This window comes from Daejeonella sp. (assembly GCF_030684675.1).
GTDB lineage: Bacteria > Bacteroidota > Bacteroidia > Sphingobacteriales > Sphingobacteriaceae > Daejeonella.
Genome location: NZ_JAUXXZ010000042.1, coordinates 98,186 through 117,994, shown reverse-complemented (window position 1 = coordinate 117,994; position 19,809 = coordinate 98,186). Strand labels below are relative to the sequence as shown.

Annotated in this window: 19 protein-coding genes; 8 read left to right on the top strand and 11 right to left on the bottom strand. The window is 40.5% G+C overall.

What is annotated here, in order from left to right; translation table 11 throughout:
* Positions 1-298: 298 nt before the first annotated feature.
* Positions 299-646, top strand: a complete 348-nt coding sequence (locus Q8M41_RS08865; RefSeq protein WP_305364898.1) for a heavy metal-binding domain-containing protein — start codon at positions 299-301, stop codon at positions 644-646.
* A gap of 54 nt (positions 647-700) precedes the next feature.
* Here Q8M41_RS08865 and lpcA read toward each other — a convergent pair whose 3' ends face one another.
* Genes lpcA through Q8M41_RS08840 form a run of 5 tightly spaced genes read right to left on the bottom strand, consistent with a single transcriptional unit; the run spans position 701 to position 6,313 of the window.
* Positions 701-1,282 carry a D-sedoheptulose 7-phosphate isomerase gene (lpcA, locus tag Q8M41_RS08860; RefSeq protein ID WP_305364897.1) on the bottom strand — a complete coding sequence of 194 codons (582 nt, stop codon included), beginning with the start codon at positions 1,280-1,282 and terminating at the stop codon, positions 701-703.
* A complete protein-coding gene (locus Q8M41_RS08855; RefSeq protein ID WP_305364896.1) occupies positions 1,282-2,493 on the bottom strand; it encodes a sorbosone dehydrogenase family protein in 1,212 nt (403 codons plus the stop codon). Before Q8M41_RS08855 ends, lpcA begins: the two co-directional genes overlap by 1 nt.
* 17 nt (positions 2,494-2,510) lie before the next feature.
* The gene (gene pfkA, locus Q8M41_RS08850) at positions 2,511-3,494 is read right to left on the bottom strand and encodes a 6-phosphofructokinase (protein ID WP_305364895.1); all 984 of its coding nucleotides are present in this window, start codon (positions 3,492-3,494) and stop codon (positions 2,511-2,513) included.
* A gap of 5 nt (positions 3,495-3,499) precedes the next feature.
* The gene (locus Q8M41_RS08845; protein WP_305364894.1) at positions 3,500-5,539 is read right to left on the bottom strand and encodes a thioredoxin family protein; all 2,040 of its coding nucleotides are present in this window, start codon (positions 5,537-5,539) and stop codon (positions 3,500-3,502) included.
* 6 nt (positions 5,540-5,545) lie between these two features.
* Positions 5,546-6,313 (bottom strand): biotin--[acetyl-CoA-carboxylase] ligase, encoded by a 768-nt coding sequence (locus tag Q8M41_RS08840; protein WP_305364893.1) that lies wholly within the window; start codon positions 6,311-6,313, stop codon positions 5,546-5,548.
* A 41-nt stretch (positions 6,314-6,354) separates the two neighbouring features.
* Here Q8M41_RS08840 and rsfS point away from each other — a divergent pair, with 41 nt between their 5' ends.
* From rsfS to Q8M41_RS08825, 3 genes are all read left to right on the top strand, one after another.
* A complete protein-coding gene (rsfS, locus tag Q8M41_RS08835) occupies positions 6,355-6,729 on the top strand; it encodes a ribosome silencing factor (protein ID WP_305364892.1) in 375 nt (124 codons plus the stop codon).
* Positions 6,730-6,775: 46 nt separating this feature from the next.
* Positions 6,776-8,872: an ATP-dependent zinc metalloprotease FtsH gene (ftsH, locus tag Q8M41_RS08830; protein WP_305364891.1), complete on the top strand. Its 2,097-nt coding sequence runs from the start codon at positions 6,776-6,778 to the stop codon at positions 8,870-8,872.
* Between the two features lie 80 nt (positions 8,873-8,952).
* Positions 8,953-9,588 carry a lactate utilization protein gene (locus tag Q8M41_RS08825; RefSeq protein ID WP_305364890.1) on the top strand — a complete coding sequence of 212 codons (636 nt, stop codon included), beginning with the start codon at positions 8,953-8,955 and terminating at the stop codon, positions 9,586-9,588.
* 30 nt (positions 9,589-9,618) lie between these two features.
* On the opposite strand, the gene Q8M41_RS08820 is transcribed toward Q8M41_RS08825, so the two are convergent.
* Positions 9,619-9,981, bottom strand: coding sequence for a carboxypeptidase-like regulatory domain-containing protein (locus tag Q8M41_RS08820; RefSeq protein ID WP_305364889.1), 363 nt, complete (start codon positions 9,979-9,981; stop codon positions 9,619-9,621).
* 192 nt (positions 9,982-10,173) lie between these two features.
* Between Q8M41_RS08820 and Q8M41_RS08815 the strand changes: the two genes are divergently transcribed.
* From Q8M41_RS08815 to Q8M41_RS08805, 3 genes are all read left to right on the top strand, one after another.
* The gene (locus Q8M41_RS08815) at positions 10,174-10,761 is read left to right on the top strand and encodes a radical SAM protein (RefSeq protein ID WP_305364888.1); all 588 of its coding nucleotides are present in this window, start codon (positions 10,174-10,176) and stop codon (positions 10,759-10,761) included.
* Between the two features lie 95 nt (positions 10,762-10,856).
* Positions 10,857-11,243, top strand: a complete 387-nt coding sequence (locus tag Q8M41_RS08810; RefSeq protein WP_305364887.1) for a hypothetical protein — start codon at positions 10,857-10,859, stop codon at positions 11,241-11,243.
* A 75-nt stretch (positions 11,244-11,318) separates the two neighbouring features.
* Entirely contained in the window at positions 11,319-12,395 is a 1,077-nt protein-coding gene (locus tag Q8M41_RS08805; RefSeq protein WP_305364886.1) for a 3-oxoacyl-ACP synthase III family protein, read from the top strand.
* A gap of 100 nt (positions 12,396-12,495) precedes the next feature.
* Here Q8M41_RS08805 and Q8M41_RS08800 read toward each other — a convergent pair whose 3' ends face one another.
* The 4 genes from Q8M41_RS08800 to Q8M41_RS08785 all read right to left on the bottom strand — a co-directional run bounded on the left by Q8M41_RS08800 (position 12,496) and on the right by Q8M41_RS08785 (position 15,165).
* Entirely contained in the window at positions 12,496-13,242 is a 747-nt protein-coding gene (locus tag Q8M41_RS08800; RefSeq protein ID WP_305364885.1) for a zinc ribbon domain-containing protein, read from the bottom strand.
* Positions 13,242-14,339: a Nif3-like dinuclear metal center hexameric protein gene (locus Q8M41_RS08795; RefSeq protein ID WP_305364884.1), complete on the bottom strand. Its 1,098-nt coding sequence runs from the start codon at positions 14,337-14,339 to the stop codon at positions 13,242-13,244. The genes Q8M41_RS08800 and Q8M41_RS08795 overlap by 1 nt, the downstream gene beginning before the upstream one ends.
* Before the next feature lie 126 nt (positions 14,340-14,465).
* Positions 14,466-14,846 carry a TM2 domain-containing protein gene (locus Q8M41_RS08790; protein ID WP_305364883.1) on the bottom strand — a complete coding sequence of 127 codons (381 nt, stop codon included), beginning with the start codon at positions 14,844-14,846 and terminating at the stop codon, positions 14,466-14,468.
* Positions 14,824-15,165 (bottom strand): DUF2752 domain-containing protein, encoded by a 342-nt coding sequence (locus tag Q8M41_RS08785; RefSeq protein WP_305364882.1) that lies wholly within the window; start codon positions 15,163-15,165, stop codon positions 14,824-14,826. The genes Q8M41_RS08790 and Q8M41_RS08785 overlap by 23 nt, the downstream gene beginning before the upstream one ends.
* A gap of 148 nt (positions 15,166-15,313) precedes the next feature.
* Between Q8M41_RS08785 and mfd the strand changes: the two genes are divergently transcribed.
* Positions 15,314-18,679 (top strand): transcription-repair coupling factor, encoded by a 3,366-nt coding sequence (gene mfd / locus Q8M41_RS08780; protein WP_305364881.1) that lies wholly within the window; start codon positions 15,314-15,316, stop codon positions 18,677-18,679.
* Here the strand turns inward: mfd and Q8M41_RS08775 are convergent.
* Positions 18,663-19,739, bottom strand: a complete 1,077-nt coding sequence (locus tag Q8M41_RS08775) for an energy transducer TonB (protein ID WP_305364880.1) — start codon at positions 19,737-19,739, stop codon at positions 18,663-18,665. The genes mfd and Q8M41_RS08775 overlap by 17 nt on opposite strands.
* Positions 19,740-19,809: the final 70 nt, after the last annotated feature.

Genomic DNA, 19,809 nt, shown 5'->3' with positions numbered 1-19,809 from the left:
GACTTTACTAACAGTGTAGCTCTCTTTTACAGGGGATGGTTTAATCTGCTACCTATCACCCAATAATATGCTCACTAACACCTACAATGTTGAATCTTTCAGCGCAGGGTTGCGCAACAAGCACTAGAGCACCGGGCTATTCAGCGATACGGCTTTACCAATGCTCAGTCTTTTTTATTCAACCATTTTAATTACCCATAATCCAGTGTCATCTCACCCATTAATTGACGGATAGATTTTCAAAAACGGTATTTTTGTAACAACTGAGCAATTTATTTATCTAAAAAGAAAAAACATCATGATAGTAGTAACCACAAATGAACTCGAAGGAAAACGTGTTGTAAAATACATTGGTATAGTAACTGGCGAAGCCATTATTGGTGCAAACATTGTCAAAGATTTCTTTGCAGGAATCAGGGATATCGTTGGCGGTAGATCCGGATCATACGAAGAAGGACTTCGCGAAGCAAAAGATATTGCCTTACGCGAAATGCAGGAACAGGCAGCCCGTTTAGGAGCTAACGCAGTTTTGGGTGTTGACCTTGACTATGAAACTCTGGGAAGTAATGGAAGTATGCTGATGGTTAGTTCTTCAGGAACCGCAGTTATTGTTGAAGATCGCGCCGCACCGGAACAAGCCCGGTGAGTCAATTGATCAAGCCCGGCGTGCACCGAATCAGTTCCGGTGTGACACAGGCAATCATGTCATCCCGGACTTGATCCGGGATTCAACATAATCAATCAGCGAATGTATCACCTTAATATGAATTTCCTGCGCCCTGTCAGCGTATTCTGAACGGGGAGCACGGATTTCAACATCACATAAACCTGCCATTTTACCGCCGTCCTTACCTGTCAAACCAATAACCTTCATTCCCTTCTTTCGGGCAGCTTCGATTGCTTTCAAAATATTTTCAGAATTTCCGCTGGTGCTGATAGCGAATAGTACATCTCCTTCAGAGCCAATGGCCTCTACCATCCTTGAAAAAACAAAGGCATAACCATAGTCATTGGCGACACATGACAAATGACCCGGGTCAGAAATAGCAATGGCAGCATAAGCAGGCCGGTCGTTCCGGTATCTTCCCGAAAGCTCCTCAGCAAAATGTATGGCATCACTCATGGATCCTCCATTACCACATGAAATCACCTTGCCTCCACTTTTAATGGTATCTACAATAATTTTTCCGGCTCCTTCGATATTGTGAAAATTCCGGGGGTCTGAAATAAAGCTGTCCAGAACTTCCCTGGCTTCAATAAAATGATTCTTTATATTTTCCATCAGGGACTTATCAGTTTATAAATGGCTCCTTTCGTATCCTTCGGACCGACCTCCTGGTTTGTAAGAACATATAACTCTGCATTATTATCCTGGACAAAACTAAGTATTTTCAAATCTCCTGATGGTTTAGCTGCAAGACTGACCGTACCACGAGTCCAGGATTCGCCCTTCTTTTCAAGATAAAACATCGGCCCGGTCCAGTCGGCAAAAATATACTTATCGGTGAGTCCGGTCAGTTCTTTACCACGATACACAAATCCACCCGTTATACTAATCCCTTCTTCATGTTCATACTCTGCTATTGGTAAGATCAATCCTTCAGTCTTACAGTTCTCTTCCGGATCAAAACAATGGCTCGCTTCCATGATTTTCCATCCATAGTTTCCACCTTTCTCGATGATATTTACCTCCTCGAATTTATTCTGACCTACATCCGCAACAAAAAGTTGCCCGGAGCTTTTATCAAATGAAAACCGCCATGGATTACGTAAACCATAGGCCCAGATCTCCGGTTTTGCTTCCTTGCCTACAAATGGATTATCATTTGGAATACCATAGCTTTGATCGGTATTAACATCAATTCTTAGAATTTTACCCAAAAGAGTATTCAGATTTTGTCCATTGCCTTTTTCCCCATGCCTGTCTCCGGCGCCACCACCATCCCCAACTCCAATGTATAAATAACCATCGGGGCCAAACTTCAGATCACCTCCATTGTGATTGCTTTCGGGCTGCTGAATTGTCAATAATATTTTTTCAGTAGCCGCATCGGCAAGCATTGGATCTGTTGAAACTTTGTATTCAGCAATTACAGACTGATGATCAAGCCCTTTTTCGGTGGAAGGGGCACTGTAATACACATAGAATTTTTTATTGCTGTCATAGTCTGGATGAAGGGCGATTCCAAGTAAACCGCGTTCATCATAGGCGCCACTTATTTTAACAAGCTTACTCTCCAGGTTCAGAAAGGGTTTATTATTCAGTTTATTGCCCTCTAGCACCCTGATTTGTCCGGTTTGCTCGCATACCAGCATTAAACCTTCCGGACTAAAAGCCGCAGCAACAGGAGAGTGTAATCCTTCCGCTATTTTTTCAAGTTTTAAGGAAATTTCTGCTGCTAAATTCTTTTCGCTATTGCCTTTTTTTACCGGTTCGCCACAGGCTGCCAGTAAAACTATCAATGCACCGAAGAAAAAACCTGAATTTTTCATATCAAACCAGCTTAATTTTATAGGGAGAGGATTTCAACGATTTTTAAAAGTTCAGGATTCACTTCCGGGTTATGCTTTATAGCATTGCCAAATGGTGTGAAATGTATTTTACCATTTACAATCCCAATCATTTCCCTGTTTCTGCCCTCCATCAAAGATTCAACGGCCGCCACACCCAACCTGCTGGCCAATACCCTGTCCATACATGATGGCGGACCACCCCGCTGAATATGACCGAGGATAGAGACTCTGGTATCTGTTCCCGGAAACTTTTCTTTTACCACCTTTGCTATTTCGAAAGCACCTCCGGCATCGTCACCCTCTGCCACAATGATGATCTTGGAGGATTTATCTTTTCTGCTAGTTTCCAAACGGTTGAGTAATGCTTTGATATCTGTTTTTGTCTCGGGAATCAGAATAGCTTCTGCACCAGTTCCAATACCGCTTCTAAGAGCGATCAAACCGGAGTCACGGCCCATAACCTCCACAATAAACAAACGATCGTGGGACTCCGCAGTATCACGGATCTTATCAACTGCATCAATAACCGTATTTATTGCAGTATCATAACCGATGGTAAAATCTGTTCCGATCAGGTCATTATCGATGGTTCCGGGAAGCCCGATTACAGGTACTTTATACTCATCATAAAATATATTGGCACCGGTAAAGGTTCCGTCGCCTCCAATTGCTACAATAGCATCAACATTATGCTTCTTTAATTGCTCATAAGCTTTCTTTCTACCCTCTGCCGTCCGAAATTCTTCACTTCTGGCAGTCTTTAGTATTGTCCCGCCACGCTGAATAATATTCGCTACCGATTTACGCTCCATCAGATGAAAGTCACCGCTGATCATCCCATCATATCCCCGGTAAATTCCTGTTACTTTAAGATCATAATATAAGCCGGTACGCACTACCGCACGAATTGCGGCATTCATCCCGGGTGAATCACCTCCGGATGTAAAAACTCCAATATTTTTTATGTTCTTTTTATTCATTTCCATCATTTTTGCCCGAAAGCGATTTTACCCTGGTCTAAGAAATTAACGTAATTACTGATATCCAGATTATAAGCCTGCGGTGGAACCAGTACCCTGCCTTCATGATCTGCTATAACATAATAGGGCTGAGAATTGGTTCCAAATCTGGATGCCTGAAAATCGCTCCACTTTTGTCCGATTGTATTTACTTTTTTACCACTGAAGCCCGAAACATACTTTTCAGCTTCCGCAAGTTCTGTTTTATCATCCACATATAAAGATATTAAAACATAGTCCTCTCTGAGCCGGCGGAGTACTTCCTTATCCGGCCATACACTGGCCTCCATTTTTCGACAGTTGGTACAACTCCATCCCGTAAAATCTATCAGGATAGGTTTATTCACGCTTTTTGCATAGGCAAGTCCCTCTTCATAATCATAAAATGCATCCAAACCATGAGGCGCATGAAACAGTCCGGAATATTTTTTTCCGGATGTTCCGGCTGCTGCTGCCGGGACAGTACCCCTGTTTGAGTACAGATCAAATTCCTGGGTCACCTGTGGTGGAAGCCAGGCACTGATCGCCTTTAGAGGTGCTCCCCATAATCCGGGAACCATGTATAAAGTAAACCCAAGAATCAGCATGGAGAAAAACAATCTTGGCAGTGAAAGGAAATTAATCTCATTATCATGCGACAAGCGGATCTTGCCGAGAAGATACAATGCCCACAATCCAAAAACAACGATCCAGATGATCAGGAAAATATCCCGGTTTAAAATACCCCAGTGATAAGCCAGATCTACATTGGACAGGAACTTAAATGCAAGTGCTATCTCAAGAAAACCCAGTGATACCTTAACTGTATTGAGCCAGCCACCAGATTTTGGCATTTCTTTAAGCCAGGATGGAAATATTGCAAAAAGGGTAAAGGGTATAGCTAAGGCGGATGAAAATCCAAGCATACCAATCGCCGGACCCAGATATGAGCCTTTGGAAACTGCATCAACCAATAAAGTTCCTATGATCGGCCCGGTGCATGAAAAAGAAACCAACGCAAGTGTAAAAGCCATAAAGAAAAGACCGACAAATCCATTTTGGTTCGATTTTTCATCCATCTTATTCACAAGGGAAGAAGGAAGGGTAATTTCAAAAGCTCCCAAAAATGAGATTCCGAAAATTACAAGGACAACAAAGAATAATAGGTTAAAAGTTGCACTGCTTGCTGCTTCATTCAAAGCAGAAGCCCCAAAAATCAATGTAATGAGCAAACCCAGCGCTACATAAATAACAATAATGGATAGGCCGTAAATTATTGCACTTTGAATTCCTTTAGCCCTTGAGCCTGATTTCTTGGTAAAAAAAGATACGGTCAGCGGAATCATCGGGTAGATACATGGCATAAAAAATGCCGCAAGTCCACCGATAAACCCGGCTATAAATATAGCCCACAGAGAACCGCTTGATGAGTCGGTATCGGACTGGATTGAATTAGTACTTGCGGGCAGCAAGGTTTTAGATGCAGAGTCAGATGAAACAATTGATGAAGTGCTGTCTGATTCTGGTTCAGAAGCTGTCATTTCGGCTTGTGCAGAACCGGCCTGGATTGCGATTGTGAATTCCACTTCCGCAGGCGGTAAACAACGCTCATCATTGCAAACCATAAATTCAAGTGTGCCTGCAATACTTGTTTTAGGAACAAGCAGACTGACTTTTTGTTTAAATACCACCTGATCTTTATGCCATGCAATTTGCATATTGAAATTCTTGTCAAATGCTGTAACTGCTTTGGGACTTTCAGTAACCTTACCTACCAGTTTATAATCAGAAGAAGGTTGGAATTTGAAGGATGTTGGAATCGGACCACCTTCTTCGATAAACTGGGAATATACATGCCAGCCCTTCTCAATTTTGGCAGTAATAATCAGATTGTATTCCTTATCATTTAATTTTTCGGAGGAGAAGCTCCATTTTACCGGATCATAAATCTTTGCATTTGGATCCGGGAACTGTGCATGGGAAGCAACAGCCAAAAACAGAAAAATTAACCCCAATAGTTTTTTCATATCCTCTTAATTTATAAATTCTATTTCCTTGTTATTAAAATATCGCAATCCCTCGGTTGTTTCAAGAATCAGTTGTCCGATAGCAGTAATTCCCCGAATTTTTCCGCTCTGAATTTGATTGTCAAACCTAAACAGAGCCCATTCATCTTTTAAATATAATTGGCTAAGGTACTCATCCCTAAGCTTATCTGCATTTCCTGCTTTCAATTGTAAATACCTGCCTTCTATTATGCTACAAATTTCGCCCAATAAATGCACTAAGTTGTAATCCTGATGTAAAGCTTGCTTCAAAGAAGTTACATTCTTTAAACCGACAGGAAAATTTTCCTGATTTACATTGAGGCCAATTCCAATTATGGCATGTTTGATGGTATTGCCATGGACAATATTTTCTATCAATATTCCGCCAATTTTTTTATTGCCGATATAGCAGTCATTGGGCCATTTTATGAATGCCCCTCCTGATGTGTACGTACTTAAAAAATCGTTCATAGCAAGGCTGATAGCGATATTTAAGTCGAACTGCCTGTCAATTGCAAGAAAATTAGGATTAAGAAGAATGCTGAAAGTCAGGTTTTTCCCTGCCTCACTTAGCCATGAATTACCCGACTGACCCCGTCCTTCAAGCTGCCTGTCTGCCATTATAACAGTGCCATCAAATAATGGCGTAGATTTTGACAAAGCATTCTTAAGAAAGGTATTTGTTGAGTCTACCTCTTTTAAAGTAATTAGATTTCGACCGATAAATAGTCCTGAAAAAGTATTATTTTGCAATTAAGATGCGTTATTATGATTCAACAAAACTAATTTTTTTAATGGTAAAAAATAAAACTGCACAAGAATCCACTTCAATCTCAGAACTCGTTGTTTTTGGAATACAGGAGAAAAAGGGAAATGAAATAGTCCGTCTTGATCTGAGAAACATCCATAGTTCGGTTGCCGATTATTTTGTTGTATGCCATGCAGAATCAACAACCCAGGTAAAAGCAATTGCCCAAAGTGTTGAGGATGAGATATTTAAGGCCTTGAAACTCGAGCCCTGGAGAAAGGAAGGTTTACAGCAGTCTGACTGGATAATCCTTGACTACATCGATGTAGTAGTTCATATCTTTAAAACAGACAAAAGAGAATTTTACGGAATAGAAGATCTTTGGGGTGATGCAGAAATGAAATCATTTAAAAGTGCCTGATATTCAGTATTTTAATTACGATTATAGCTATATACAAATACTTAAAATGAAAGATAGTAAAACAGATAAAAAGTCTCCTATAAAAAAGATTCCTGGCAAAAAAATTGTTCCCAAAGCACCTAAGTTCAATATCATGTGGCTTTATGCTGTCATCATTCTGGGCCTTTTTGTGGTTCAGTACATGTTCAGCGGTAATAATGCCAAAACAATCAATTACCAGAAATTTGAGAATGAGATGCTCAAACCTGGTGATGTTGAAAAGCTGGTGGCATACAAAAATGGGGACCTTTATAATGTCGATGTTTACATCAAAAAAGATCGTTTAGATCAGAAGAAATATGATGATGTCCGCAATAAAAGCAGTTTCAATGCGACTACTAATGGTCCGCAATATATTTTCACTCAAGCAACCTACGAAAGTTTTGAATCCAAGATAGTAGCAGCTGAGAAGGATCTCCCTGTAAATCAGCGTACACCGATAATTTCAGAATCCAGAGAAAGTCCATGGGCTGGTTGGTTCATGTCATTTATTCTGCCTGTACTTCTATTGGTAGGTTTCTGGGTATTCATCATGAAAAGAATGGGCGGCGGTGCTGGTGGGGGTGCCGGTGGGCAGATCTTTAATATTGGTAAATCTAAAGCGACACTTTTCGATAAGGAATCGCAGGTTACCATTACCTTTAATGATGTTGCCGGACTTGAAGAAGCCAAACAGGAGGTGATGGAGATCGTTGATTTCTTAAAAAATCCTAAAAAATATACTAATCTGGGAGGTAAAATTCCAAAAGGAGCATTACTGATTGGGGCACCGGGTACCGGTAAAACCCTGATGGCTAAAGCTGTTGCGGGTGAGGCACAGGTTCCTTTCTTCTCACTTTCAGGATCAGACTTTGTCGAAATGTTTGTTGGGGTAGGTGCCTCAAGGGTACGTGACCTGTTTAAGCAGGCGAAGGAAAAAGCTCCCTGTATCATCTTTATCGATGAGATTGATGCCATTGGCCGTGCCCGCGGAAAAAACAATATTGTTGGTGGAAATGATGAACGCGAAAATACTCTGAACCAGTTACTGGTTGAAATGGATGGTTTTGGTACTGATAGCGGAATTATTATTCTTGCTGCAACCAACAGACCTGACGTTCTGGATACTGCATTATTGCGCCCCGGACGTTTTGACCGTCAGATTTCAATTGATAAACCAGATCTGGTTGGCCGTGAGCAGATTTTTAAAGTTCACCTGAAACCCCTTAAACTTGCTGAAGGGGTTGACGCCAAGAAGTTATCAGCACAAACTCCCGGATTTGCTGGGGCCGAGATTGCAAACGTATGTAATGAAGCTGCTTTAATTGCGGCGCGCAGGAATAAAGAAGCTGTAGACATGCAGGACTTCCAGGATGCGGTGGATCGTGTGATCGGTGGATTGGAGAAAAAGAACAAAATTATCTCTCCTGAAGAGAAACGGATCGTAGCTTATCATGAAGCAGGACACGCTATTGCAGGGTGGTTCCTTGAACATGCAGATCCATTGGTTAAGGTTTCAATCGTACCCCGGGGAGTGGCTGCCCTTGGATACGCACAATACCTTCCGAAAGAGCAATTTTTATACACCACAGAGCAGTTGCTCGACGGAATGTGTATGACTTTGGGGGGCCGCGTTGCTGAGGATATCGTTTTTAATAAAATATCAACAGGTGCGCAGAACGACCTGGAACGGATTACCAAATTATCTTATGCTATGGTAACAATCTATGGTATGAACGACAAAGTTGGTAATGTTTCGTTCAACGATACTCAGGGTGAGTACCAGTTCAATAAACCTTATTCAGAAAAGACCTCTGAAATTATTGATATCGAGGTTCGAAATCAGATTGACCGGGCTTATCAGCGAACCAAACAATTGTTGACCGATAAACGTGAGGGTTTAGAGAAACTGGCTGAAAAATTGCTCGAAAAGGAAATTCTGTTCCAGTCGGATCTTGAAGAAATTTTGGGTAAACGTCCGTTTGACAATCGCACTACTTATGATGAGTTTGTAAATGGTACTAAAGCAGAAAGTCCGGTAGAGCAGCCAAAAGAAAGTCTTGAACACGAAGGTGTGGTGGATCACAATATGGACCTTCCTGAAAACAGATCATCACAGGATTAAAAATATCAATTCTATAAAATTCCTTTTCAAGGGGAATGAAATGTAAAATTTCATTCCCCTTGTTTAAAAAAGCGTTGTTCATGAAAGAGACAACTTCTAAAGAAAAGATGCTTAAGAAGATCCGGAGGGCTCTTCTCGAGAAACGCGACAATCCATATCCCAATTTAGAAGAGACAGCTCTTTATGAAGAGTATACCGGTCATCTGGATGCCCTTTTCGCCGAGCAATTAACCGCAGTTTCGGGAAATTTCGTGTTCTGCGAAGATGAAATCGAACTTTTCGAAAACCTTTTGCACCTCGCAGAAGAAAAAAACTGGCGCAAAATTTATTGCTGGGAACCAAAACTACAAAAACTGCTAAGTACTTATGAATTTCCCTTCTACAGCACTGACACTGATTTTTTAAATGCCGATGTTGGAATTACAGAATGTGAGTCACTTGTTGCCAGGAATGGGAGTATTATGGTTTCCAACGGAAATGCTGCAGGAAGAAGGTTAAGTATTTACCCTCATGTTCATATTGTAATTGCCTATACCTCTCAGCTGGTGCTCGACCTGAAAGATGGTTTTAAGCTTTTAAGGGAAAAGTATCCTGAAAATCTCCCAAGTATGATCTCAAATATCACGGGTCCCAGCCGAACCGCTGACATCGAAAAGACTCTGGTATTGGGTGCACACGGGCCAAAAGAACTGTACGTGTTTTTGCTGGAAGGTTAAACGGAGACTTAAATCCTATTGCCGGATATTCTATCCAATATTGCTCGTCAATTGAGCACATATTTCCTGGGGACCAGACTCAACTATGGAAACAAGAATTCTTTTGGCAATAAACCCCGGAGAAATAATATCCAAATAATATCTTCCTGCCTGAAGAGCTTTGATGCATACCCTACCCGATTGATCAGAAACAGCAGTTATACTGGCCAAATCAATACTTATAAAGGCCTTATTTAAAGGCTTACCACTATCTGAAGTAACATATAGGTTTAAATCGGATTGAAACCTTTTTGCTGCAACATTGAGGTTGTTAAATGATACCTGAACTGAATCGGAATATTTTGGTAGTTCCTGCTCTATCAAGGTGTCGGAATCGTGATGAATATTTTGCATTTTTTTTAATTACATTAATTAAAAGCAACATTAAATTCCCCATAGGTTTTATAGATATATAAATATACACAATCTGTTTTATGTTACAATTCTGTTACATTTTTTTGATTTTATAAGAAGTTTATTCAGACAAGGCGATACTTGCAGTTAAATAAATACTAAAATTATTAGTATTTTTTGTACTTTAGCATCGTGACACATATTAAAAATAAAGAATATTTTAAAGGAAGGGGAGCTCAGGTAAATACCCATAACCGGTTTTTAAAAACTGAGTATGTAGCTGAACATGAGGAGGGTATAGATGAACTTATGTTGCAAAACAGCGCTACTACTTTATTCGAAGAGCATCCCAAAAACATAGTCAGCAAGTCAAAAAGTCCTGATCTGCCGTTTTTACAATCTATAAACCCATATCAGGGATGCGAACATGGCTGTCTCTATTGTTATGCACGGAATGCCCATGAATATTATGGATTTAGTGCCGGATTAGACTTTGAAAGGAAAATAATTGTCAAACGTAATGCTGCTGAATTATTGGAGACCTTTCTAAACAGAAAGGGCTATTTACCCTCAACCATTATGCTTTCAGGCAATACAGACTGCTATCAACCCATAGAAAGAAAGCTGAAAATCACCCGCTCCCTTCTGGAGGTATTTTTAAAATATAAACATCCGGTAGGCATTATCACAAAAAACAATCTCCTTTTGAGAGATCTTGATATTTTAAAAAACTGGCTGCCAATGATCTTGTACACATTGCCATTAGTCTTAATTCATTAAACGAGGACCTCAGGCAAAAACTTGAACCAAGAACTGTAACGGCCCAAAACCGTCTATCCCTGATTTCAAGTCTTGCTGCTGAAGATATCCCGGTTATGCTTATGTGCGCTCCTGTCATTCCAGGATTGAATAGTGATGAAATACCCCAAATAATCAAATCTGCCGCCCAGGCGGGTGCCTCAGGTGCAGCATTTACTATCGTTCGGCTCAATGGTTCAATCGCTGAGATCTTTAAAGACTGGATCTATAAAACCTATCCCGACAGGGCTGAAAAAGTATTGAATCTGATTGCGCAATGCCATGATGGAAAATTAAATGATAGTCGCTGGGGAAAAAGAATGAGCGGAGATGGCAAGGTGGCCGAAAGTATTCAGCGCCTGTTTAAAATCTCTTTAAATAAATACATGGCCGGCAGAAGTATGCGACCCTATAATTTCAGCCATTTTAGTCCGGCAAATGGAAAACAACTTAATTTATTTTAGGCAAATTTTTATTTTAAAAAGAATACGTACCTTTAATACAGTAAACCAATATAGTATTCAGTATAATTTCTTTTAATGAGAACTAATATCAAGTCTGTTATTATTGGAACCGGTAGTTTCGTACCTTCCAACATCATACCAAACAAAGACTTTTCAGAACACCGCTTTTACGAAAAAAGCGGAGAACCCATTTTAAGGGAAAATTCAGAGGTGATCCAAAAATTTCAGGACATCACAGAAATTGAGGAGCGCCGCTATGCAGATAAAGAACATATGGCTTCTGATCTGGGATATTTTGCAGCTTCAAACGCAATTGAAAGTTCGGGAACAGATCCTGAAACCCTGGATTATATCATTGTCGCACATAATTTCGGAGACATTGCTCCCGGCAGCACAAGAGTTGATGTTTTGCCTACACTGGCATCCAGAATTAAGCATAGACTAGGGATCAAAAATCCGGATTGCGTAGCTTATGACCTGCCTTTCGGTTGCCCGGGATGGCTACAGGGGATGATTCAGGCAGATTATTATATCCGTTCGGGAGATGCAAAACGGGTTCTGGTGATAGGTACGGAAACACTTTCGAGAGTTACCGATCCGCACGACCGTGACAGCATGATTTATGCAGATGGTGCCGGAGCAACGATACTGGAGGGAAGAGGGGGTGTTGCAGAGGGCATTTTGGCACATAAAACACAAACCCATACTTCTGATGAGGCCTATTACCTCTATTCAGGCAAATCCAGTAATCCTGATCTCATATCAGATGATCAGTTTATCAAAATGGATGGCAGGAAGATCTATGAATATGCCTTGAAAAATGTACCTCTGGTAATTCAGCAAACCATGGAAAAATCGGGAACGGGCATTGATGACGTGAAAAAAGTTCTGGTCCATCAGGCAAATGGAAAAATGGATGAAGCGATTCTTAAAAGACTCTTTAAACTTTATGGAATAAGAGAAGCTCCAATGGATGTTATGCCTATGACCATTGCTAAATTTGGGAACAGTTCAGTAGCTACAGTACCAACCCTGCTTGATATGATACTAAAAAATAAGCTTGAAGGACATCAGATCAAAAAAGGCGATCGGGTTGTATTCGCATCTGTAGGATCAGGAATGAATATTAACGCAATGGTCTATAATTTTTAATTTCCCCATTTTTCGTTCGGGCGAATTAACACAAATCGAAATTTAAGACAAAAAAAAAACGACCAGTCAATACTGGTCGTTTTTTTTACTTTTTAGGAATTTAAGCTACCGGAGTTTCTTCCAATGCAAAACCTTCATCTACAAGGATTCGTCCGCAATGCTCGCACACAATAATGCGCTTACGCTGACGGATATCCAATTGTCTTTGTGGTGGAATCTGATTAAAACAACCTGAACATGAATCGCGTTGTATGGTTACAACAGCAAGGCCATTCTTAGCATTGCTTCTTAAACGGTTATAAGCAATCAATAAACGCTCATCAATATGTTTTTCAGCATCCTGAGCCTTAACAAGAATACCTGCCTCATCTTTTTCAGTTTCAGCAGTAATTGTATCTAATTCAGCTTTTTTAAGTTCGAGATCTTTTTTGCGCTCAGTAATGTTAGCTAAAGCACTCTCATAAACTTCAGTTTTATTCTGAATCTCAAAAGAATATTCTTTGATCTTTTTCTCTGATACCTGAATCTCTAATCCCTGAATTTCAATCTCTTTTGAGATTGCATCGTATTCACGATTGTTCTTAACATCGTTAAGCTGAGTTTCGTATTTTTTGGTAGCTGCTAAAGCCTCTTTAATCAGATTCTTGCGGGTTACGATTGAATCTTCCAACTCATCAAGATCTGCTTTGATTTTCTGTATACGGGTTTCTAAACCTGCAACTTCATCTTCGAGGTCGGCAACCTCCATTGGAAGTTCACCTCTTGTCTGACGGATCTTGTCGATCTGCGTGTGCAAAGTCTGAAGTTCGAATAATGCCTTTAATTTCTCTTCTACTGATTGTTCCATTAAATCAAATAATTTATGGGGTTTGTGTTCTGTGATGTTAAACGGAGGGCAAAGTTACTAAATTTTTCTGTAATTAATTCCAACAATAATTCCTGCGTAAACTGCTCACTCTCAAAATGTCCAACATCCGCAATAATAAGTTTTCCTTCTGCATCAAAAAACTCATGGTATTTAAAGTCGCCAGTGATGAAAATATCAGCTCCGGCCTTTAGCGCATGAGACAATAGAAAACTTCCTGAACCACCACAAACAGCCACTCTGCGAATCTTTTTTGACCTTAACGCCGTGTGTCGGATGACTTTGGCACCCAGTCTTTCCTTCACGAAATTTAAAAACTCCAGTTCATCAGAATCGCTCTCGAGATTACCTATCATGCCGGATCCTACCTGCAGATGGCTATTGCTAAGCGGATAAAGATCATAGGCCACTTCCTCGTATGGATGTGTTTCAATAAGTGCCGCGAGAATTTTCTGTTCCAGATATACCGGATATATGGTCTCTATTCTGATCTCAGATTCATGATGCTGTTTACCAGGCACTCCAACAAATGGACTGGCACCTTCAGTAGCGTTAAAAGTGCCTGTGCCACTTACATTATAACTGCATTCCGAATAATTACCAATATTGCCAGCCCCGGCCCTGAACATGGCCACTCTTACTTCCTCAGCATGGGCTTCCGGACAGAAGGTAACCAACTTCCTTAGGGAATCCTCCCTGGATTTTAAAATAACAGGATTCTTTATTCCAAGTTTATCACAAATCTTTTTGTTTACTCCAATAGATACATGATCCAGATTGGTATGGATGGCATACAAAGAAATATCATGCTTTATAGCTTTCATCACTACCCTTTCCACATAAGTTTTACCATTAAACTTTTTCAAGCCCTTGAAAACAATGGGATGATGTGAGATAATCAGGTTTAACCCGTGCTGAATCGCTTCGTCAACAACTGATTCTGTACAATCTAATGAAATAAGGGCACCGGATATTTCCTTATCAGGATAGCCAACGATCAGGCCCGAATTATCATAATCTTCCTGATAGGCAAGCGGGGCAAGCGTTTCGAGAAAAGATGTAATTTCTCTTAATTTCATAAACAAAGATACCCTATAAGTTTTGAGTGTAGAAATACGGAGCTGTGTATCACCAAATTAATCCATGGCCCGACCGTAGGGCCTGAATTCATCCGAAATTAACACATTAACAGAAGAAACCTGTGTTTATGAGGGGTTCTCGGCACCCTGATTACTCATAATTTTTACAAGCTGAGCACTTTCATATGCCGCTTTCCGGTTAAACTCAAGGGTAATGGACTTATGATTGACGATATCAACAATGGTTCCTATAAAACATAATCCAAGGGTCAGAAAATAAAGAATACCCATTCCCATCTGCCCGGTAATAAAACGCTGAATACCCGCAACACCTAGAAAACCAAGCAGGGTAAATAAAAGTATTTCCTGGGGATCTTTTCGCCTGTCTGAATAGAACATGACGAAATTTTGAGCCTGGCGTGGGTTCATACCGGCAATTACCTGTTTCAGATAAGAATACTCCTCAAGGCTCATGCCCTTGAGGTTAATAAGCGGATCGTTTTCCATAATTAGTACGGGTTAGTAATCTTAAATTTAAAAGGAATATTTTTAATAATTGCAATATCCGGTAAAACAGAATGAGAAAAGCCGGAATTCCAAACCAGTGATGTTCAATCGATAAGCGAAATTCTCCATGTAATAAAAATCGGATAGAACGACCCAATCCGCATCCCGGACACCATTTAAAACCCAGATTGTCTAATGGGCATAAACTGGAATGTGCAGACCCGGAAACCGTGAAAGCCAAAAATAAAATAGCACTAATCCAGGCTATTAACTCCAATGGCAGACCCATCATTAACCGAAAAAACTGGTTTCTATTCATTAAACTGCTGAAAAATGCCCTGATAATTCTGCTTTGGGTTAAATAAATATAGTTTAAATTCTTTTTTCAACATACGAATTACTCCGTTTTTGCTGCCTTGATAGATTTTTACTGCACCAAAACGTATATTTGCAATGAAAACCAGTGCGTGAATATTCGGGATATTATAAATCAGTATAAATCGGACCCCCGGATTGCCATTCTGGCAGAAACCCTCAATAAAGGGAAAAAAGGGCGGGTTCATTTAAGAGGTCTGGTCGGATCAAGTGATTCGGTCCTTGCCTTAGCTTTGTATTTTCTGCTGCACAGACATATGATCTTTGTGCTTCCCGAACGCGAAGAAGCAGCATATTTTCTCAGTGATCTTGAGAATCTTCTCGAAAAAGAAATACTTTTTTTTCCATCCTCCTTCAGAAAATCCTTTGAATTTACCCTTGTCGACAGCAGTAATGTTCTGCAGCGGGCTGAAGTATTGAACGAACTCAATCATTCTGCCGAATACGGAAAAATTATCGTTACCTATCCGGAAGCATTAGCCGAAAAGGTAATTGATCGCTCTGCTCTCGAAAAAAACACCCTCGAAATTGCCGTAGGAAATAAGTTAAGCATTGATTTTATCAATGAATTTCTAATTGAATATGATTTTGAGCGGGTAGATTTTGTTTATGAACCAGGACAATTTTCTATTCGGGGTGGAATTGTAGATATTTTCTCTTTCTCACATGATCTTCCCTACCGGATCGAGTTCTTTGCTGATTACATTGAAAGTATCCGAACCTTTGAAATTGAAGATCAGTTATCTGTTGAACAGGTTAAAAGCATCACTGTAGTGCCCAATGTACAATCGAAATTCCTGACCGATCACAATATTTCCCTGCTTGAATACATCGATCAGGATACCATTATTTGGTTTAAAGATGTAGAGTTTACCTTCGATGTAGTTAAAGGCGGCTATAAAAAAGCTGTTGAATACTGGAAAGCACTTTCTTCTGAAGATAAGCAGCAAAATCCGCATTGGATCGATCCTAAATTTAATTTCACAGATGAAAAAATGCTTGCTGATCAGCTTCGTGATTTTGATATTCTGGAATTTGGTAAACAGTTCTACTATCAGGCTGATGAGACGATTCATTTTGATATCAAACCCCAGCCATCCTTTAACAAGGATTTCAGCCTGTTGATTCATAATTTTAAAGAAAACGAGAAATCAGGTCTTGAAAACCTCATATTCACCGATTCGACTAAACAGATCGAGCGTCTGTACAGCATTTTTGAGGATCTGAATGCCGGCGTAAAATTTAGTCCGGTTCACCTTTCTCTCAGAGAAGGATTTATTGATTATGCCCAAAAACTTGTCTGCTATACTGATCATCAGATCTTTGACCGTTACTATAAATATAAATTAAAGAAGGGCTATATCCGCAATCAGGCAATCACCCTCAAGGAATTGCGCGAGTTAAAGCCCGGAGATTTCATTACTCATATCGACCATGGGATCGGGAAATATGCGGGTCTTGAAAAGGTGGATGTTAATGACAGATCACAAGAAATGATCCGCCTGGTTTATGCTGATAATGACCTGCTTTATGTCAATATCAACTCCCTGAATCGCATCTCCAAGTACTCCGGTAAAGAGGGTACTGTACCCAAAATGAATAAACTCGGCACAGATACCTGGGAGAAGCTGAAAAAAACAACTAAAAAAAAAGTTAAAGATATTGCCCGCGACCTGATTAAGCTCTATGCGATCAGAAAGGCACAAACCGGAACAGCATTTACACCCGATACCTATTTACAAACCGAACTTGAGGCCTCATTTATTTATGAGGATACACCCGATCAGGTTAAAGCCACTGCCGATGTAAAAAAAGACATGGAATCGGCACATCCTATGGACCGGCTGGTTTGCGGAGATGTTGGTTTTGGTAAAACAGAGATAGCAATCCGGGCTGCTTTTAAGGCGGTAACCGACAGCAAGCAGGTGGCTATTTTGGTACCAACAACCATTCTGGCATTGCAGCATTTTAAAACGTTTCAATCCCGCCTGGCAGATTTTCCCTGCACAATTGATTATATAAACCGGTTTAAATCAGCAAAACAGATCAAAGAGTCTCTTCAAAAACTCGCTGAAGGTAAGATTGATATTATCATTGGTACCCACCGTATCGTGAGTAAAGATGTAAAATTTAAAGACCTCGGACTGCTGATTATTGATGAAGAGCAAAAATTTGGTGTCAGTGTGAAAGAGAAATTGAAGCAGTTCAGGGCAAATGTGGATACCCTCACACTAACAGCCACTCCGATTCCAAGAACCCTGCATTTTTCGCTGATGGGTGCCAGGGATCTGAGCATTATCAGCACCCCGCCTCCAAACCGCCAGCCTGTATTAACAGAGCTGCATGTGTTCAATGAAAAACTGATCAAAGAAGCGGTGGAGTATGAAATAGACCGGGGCGGACAGGTATTCTTTATTCATAACCGCGTGCAGGATTTGATGCAGCTGGGTGGATTAATTAACACCCTGGTTCCAAAAGCCAGAATTGGTATCGCACACGGGCAATTGGAAGGGGATGCATTGGAAGATGTGATGCTCAAATTCGTCGGGGGTGATTACGATGTACTTGTTGCCACGACAATCATTGAGGCTGGGCTGGATATTGCGAACGCAAATACCATTCTGATCAATCATGCCCATATGTTTGGATTGAGTGATCTGCATCAAATGCGCGGACGTGTTGGCCGTTCGAATAAAAAAGCATTCTGCTATTTATTAAGTCCGCCGCTATCCACCCTAACTAACGAAGCCAGAAAACGCCTGAGTGCAATCGAAGAGTTCTCTGATCTGGGAAGTGGTTTTAACGTTGCCATGCGTGATCTGGATATCCGCGGAAGCGGTAATCTCCTGGGTGCCGAACAAAGCGGATTCATTGCAGAAATCGGCTTTGAGATGTATCATAAAATTCTGGATGAAGCCATTCAGGAATTGAAGGATGATGAGTTTAAAAATCTGTTCAGCGATGAGAAACCAAGGCCATTCATTTCTTTTACTCATGTGGATACCGATTTGGAAGTGATGATTCCGGATGAATATGTGACCAATATTGCTGAACGATATAATTTATATACCGAGCTTTCAAACATAGAGAACGAAATGGCTCTAGATGATTTCAGGCAAAAACTTGCAGATCGTTTTGGACCCGTTCCACAGCAGGTAATTGAACTCATCAATACCTGGCGCCTGCAATATCTGGGAAAAATGATTGGCTTTGAAAAAATCACTTTCAAAAAAGGGGTGCTAAGGGGGTATTTTATCGCTAACAAACAATCGCCTTACTTTGAAACCGTACAATTTGGACGAGTCCTTGAATTTTTACAGGCTCATCCCCGGATAAGTAACCTGAAAGAGGTTAAAAATACCCTTAGATTAGCCATTGAGCATGTTTCTACCCTGGATACGGCCATAGAATTGCTTCAGGAACTGGCTGGAGAAGATGCTGCTAATTCCCCAGCATAAAGGTTATTGGCAGAACATAGGAAGTTCTTACTGGTTTTCCGTTTGCCATACCCGGCCTCCATGCCGGAGAGGACCTAAGTACACGAATCGCTTCCTCATCACATCCTCCTCCTATACCCCTTACCACCTTAAAATCAGCAAGACTACCGTTCTTTTCTACAATAAAGCCAATATAGACTTTACCCTGAATTTTGTTTTGGCGGGCCCCTGCGGGGTAACGTAATCTGGATCCAAGATATTTGCCCAAAGCTGCTTGTCCACCCTGAAATTCTGGTGCAAGCTCAACACTGGCCAGATCGTAAAGCTTTCCTTCATAGCGCGCTTCAGAGTTAGGATTTTCAAGTGGCTCAGGTAAGGGTTCTGCAATTTTTTCAGGTACGGTTGATGCCTGACTATAGTCAATTTCATTATTGATTATACTATCGGGATAAGAATTAAGCGATGTCACAACAAGATTCTTAATTTCTGCTTCCCTGAGTGACATGATTTTTCCTTCCTCATTCACCGCCAATTCAAATTTTATATCGCCCGACACTTCAGCATTACGGGAAGGCTGCACATAACTTACTTTTGCCCAATAGCTTGCAAGCAGTTCATTATTATTGCGATCATAATCAAGGCTCGAAACAATCCAGGTAAGGTTGTAGTTCCGAAGATCAGACATTCGTTTTGCATGAACTTCCTTCAGGCGCTTGTAAGTAAGATTATGGTAATTATAATAGGTTCTGGTAATTGGCGAAAAATAGCTTGGGGGATCAAAATATCCCTTCCTTTGGTCATTATAAAAAGCTTCAATAAACTTAATCAGTGAACTACGGACCTGCTCATCACTCATGCTTGAGTTCTCGACCAGAACATCCGAATTGTTGTCGTCAATAACAGTCACAACCTCCTCCCTTTTACTTGAAAAAAAGGAACTGGCGTCATCTACATAAAGTGTAAGATAACCCATGACCAATATTATTATACCAAGCCCAATGGCCATGTATCTCAATGAGCGGTCTTTTATTACTTCGTTTTCAGACATGGAGTCATGCTGTGTGTTATTCTCTCTTTCCAATTAATACTATTTATACTTCATATTAATAAAAATCGTTCCAATAATTTACCGGGCCCACAATCAGAGCTGG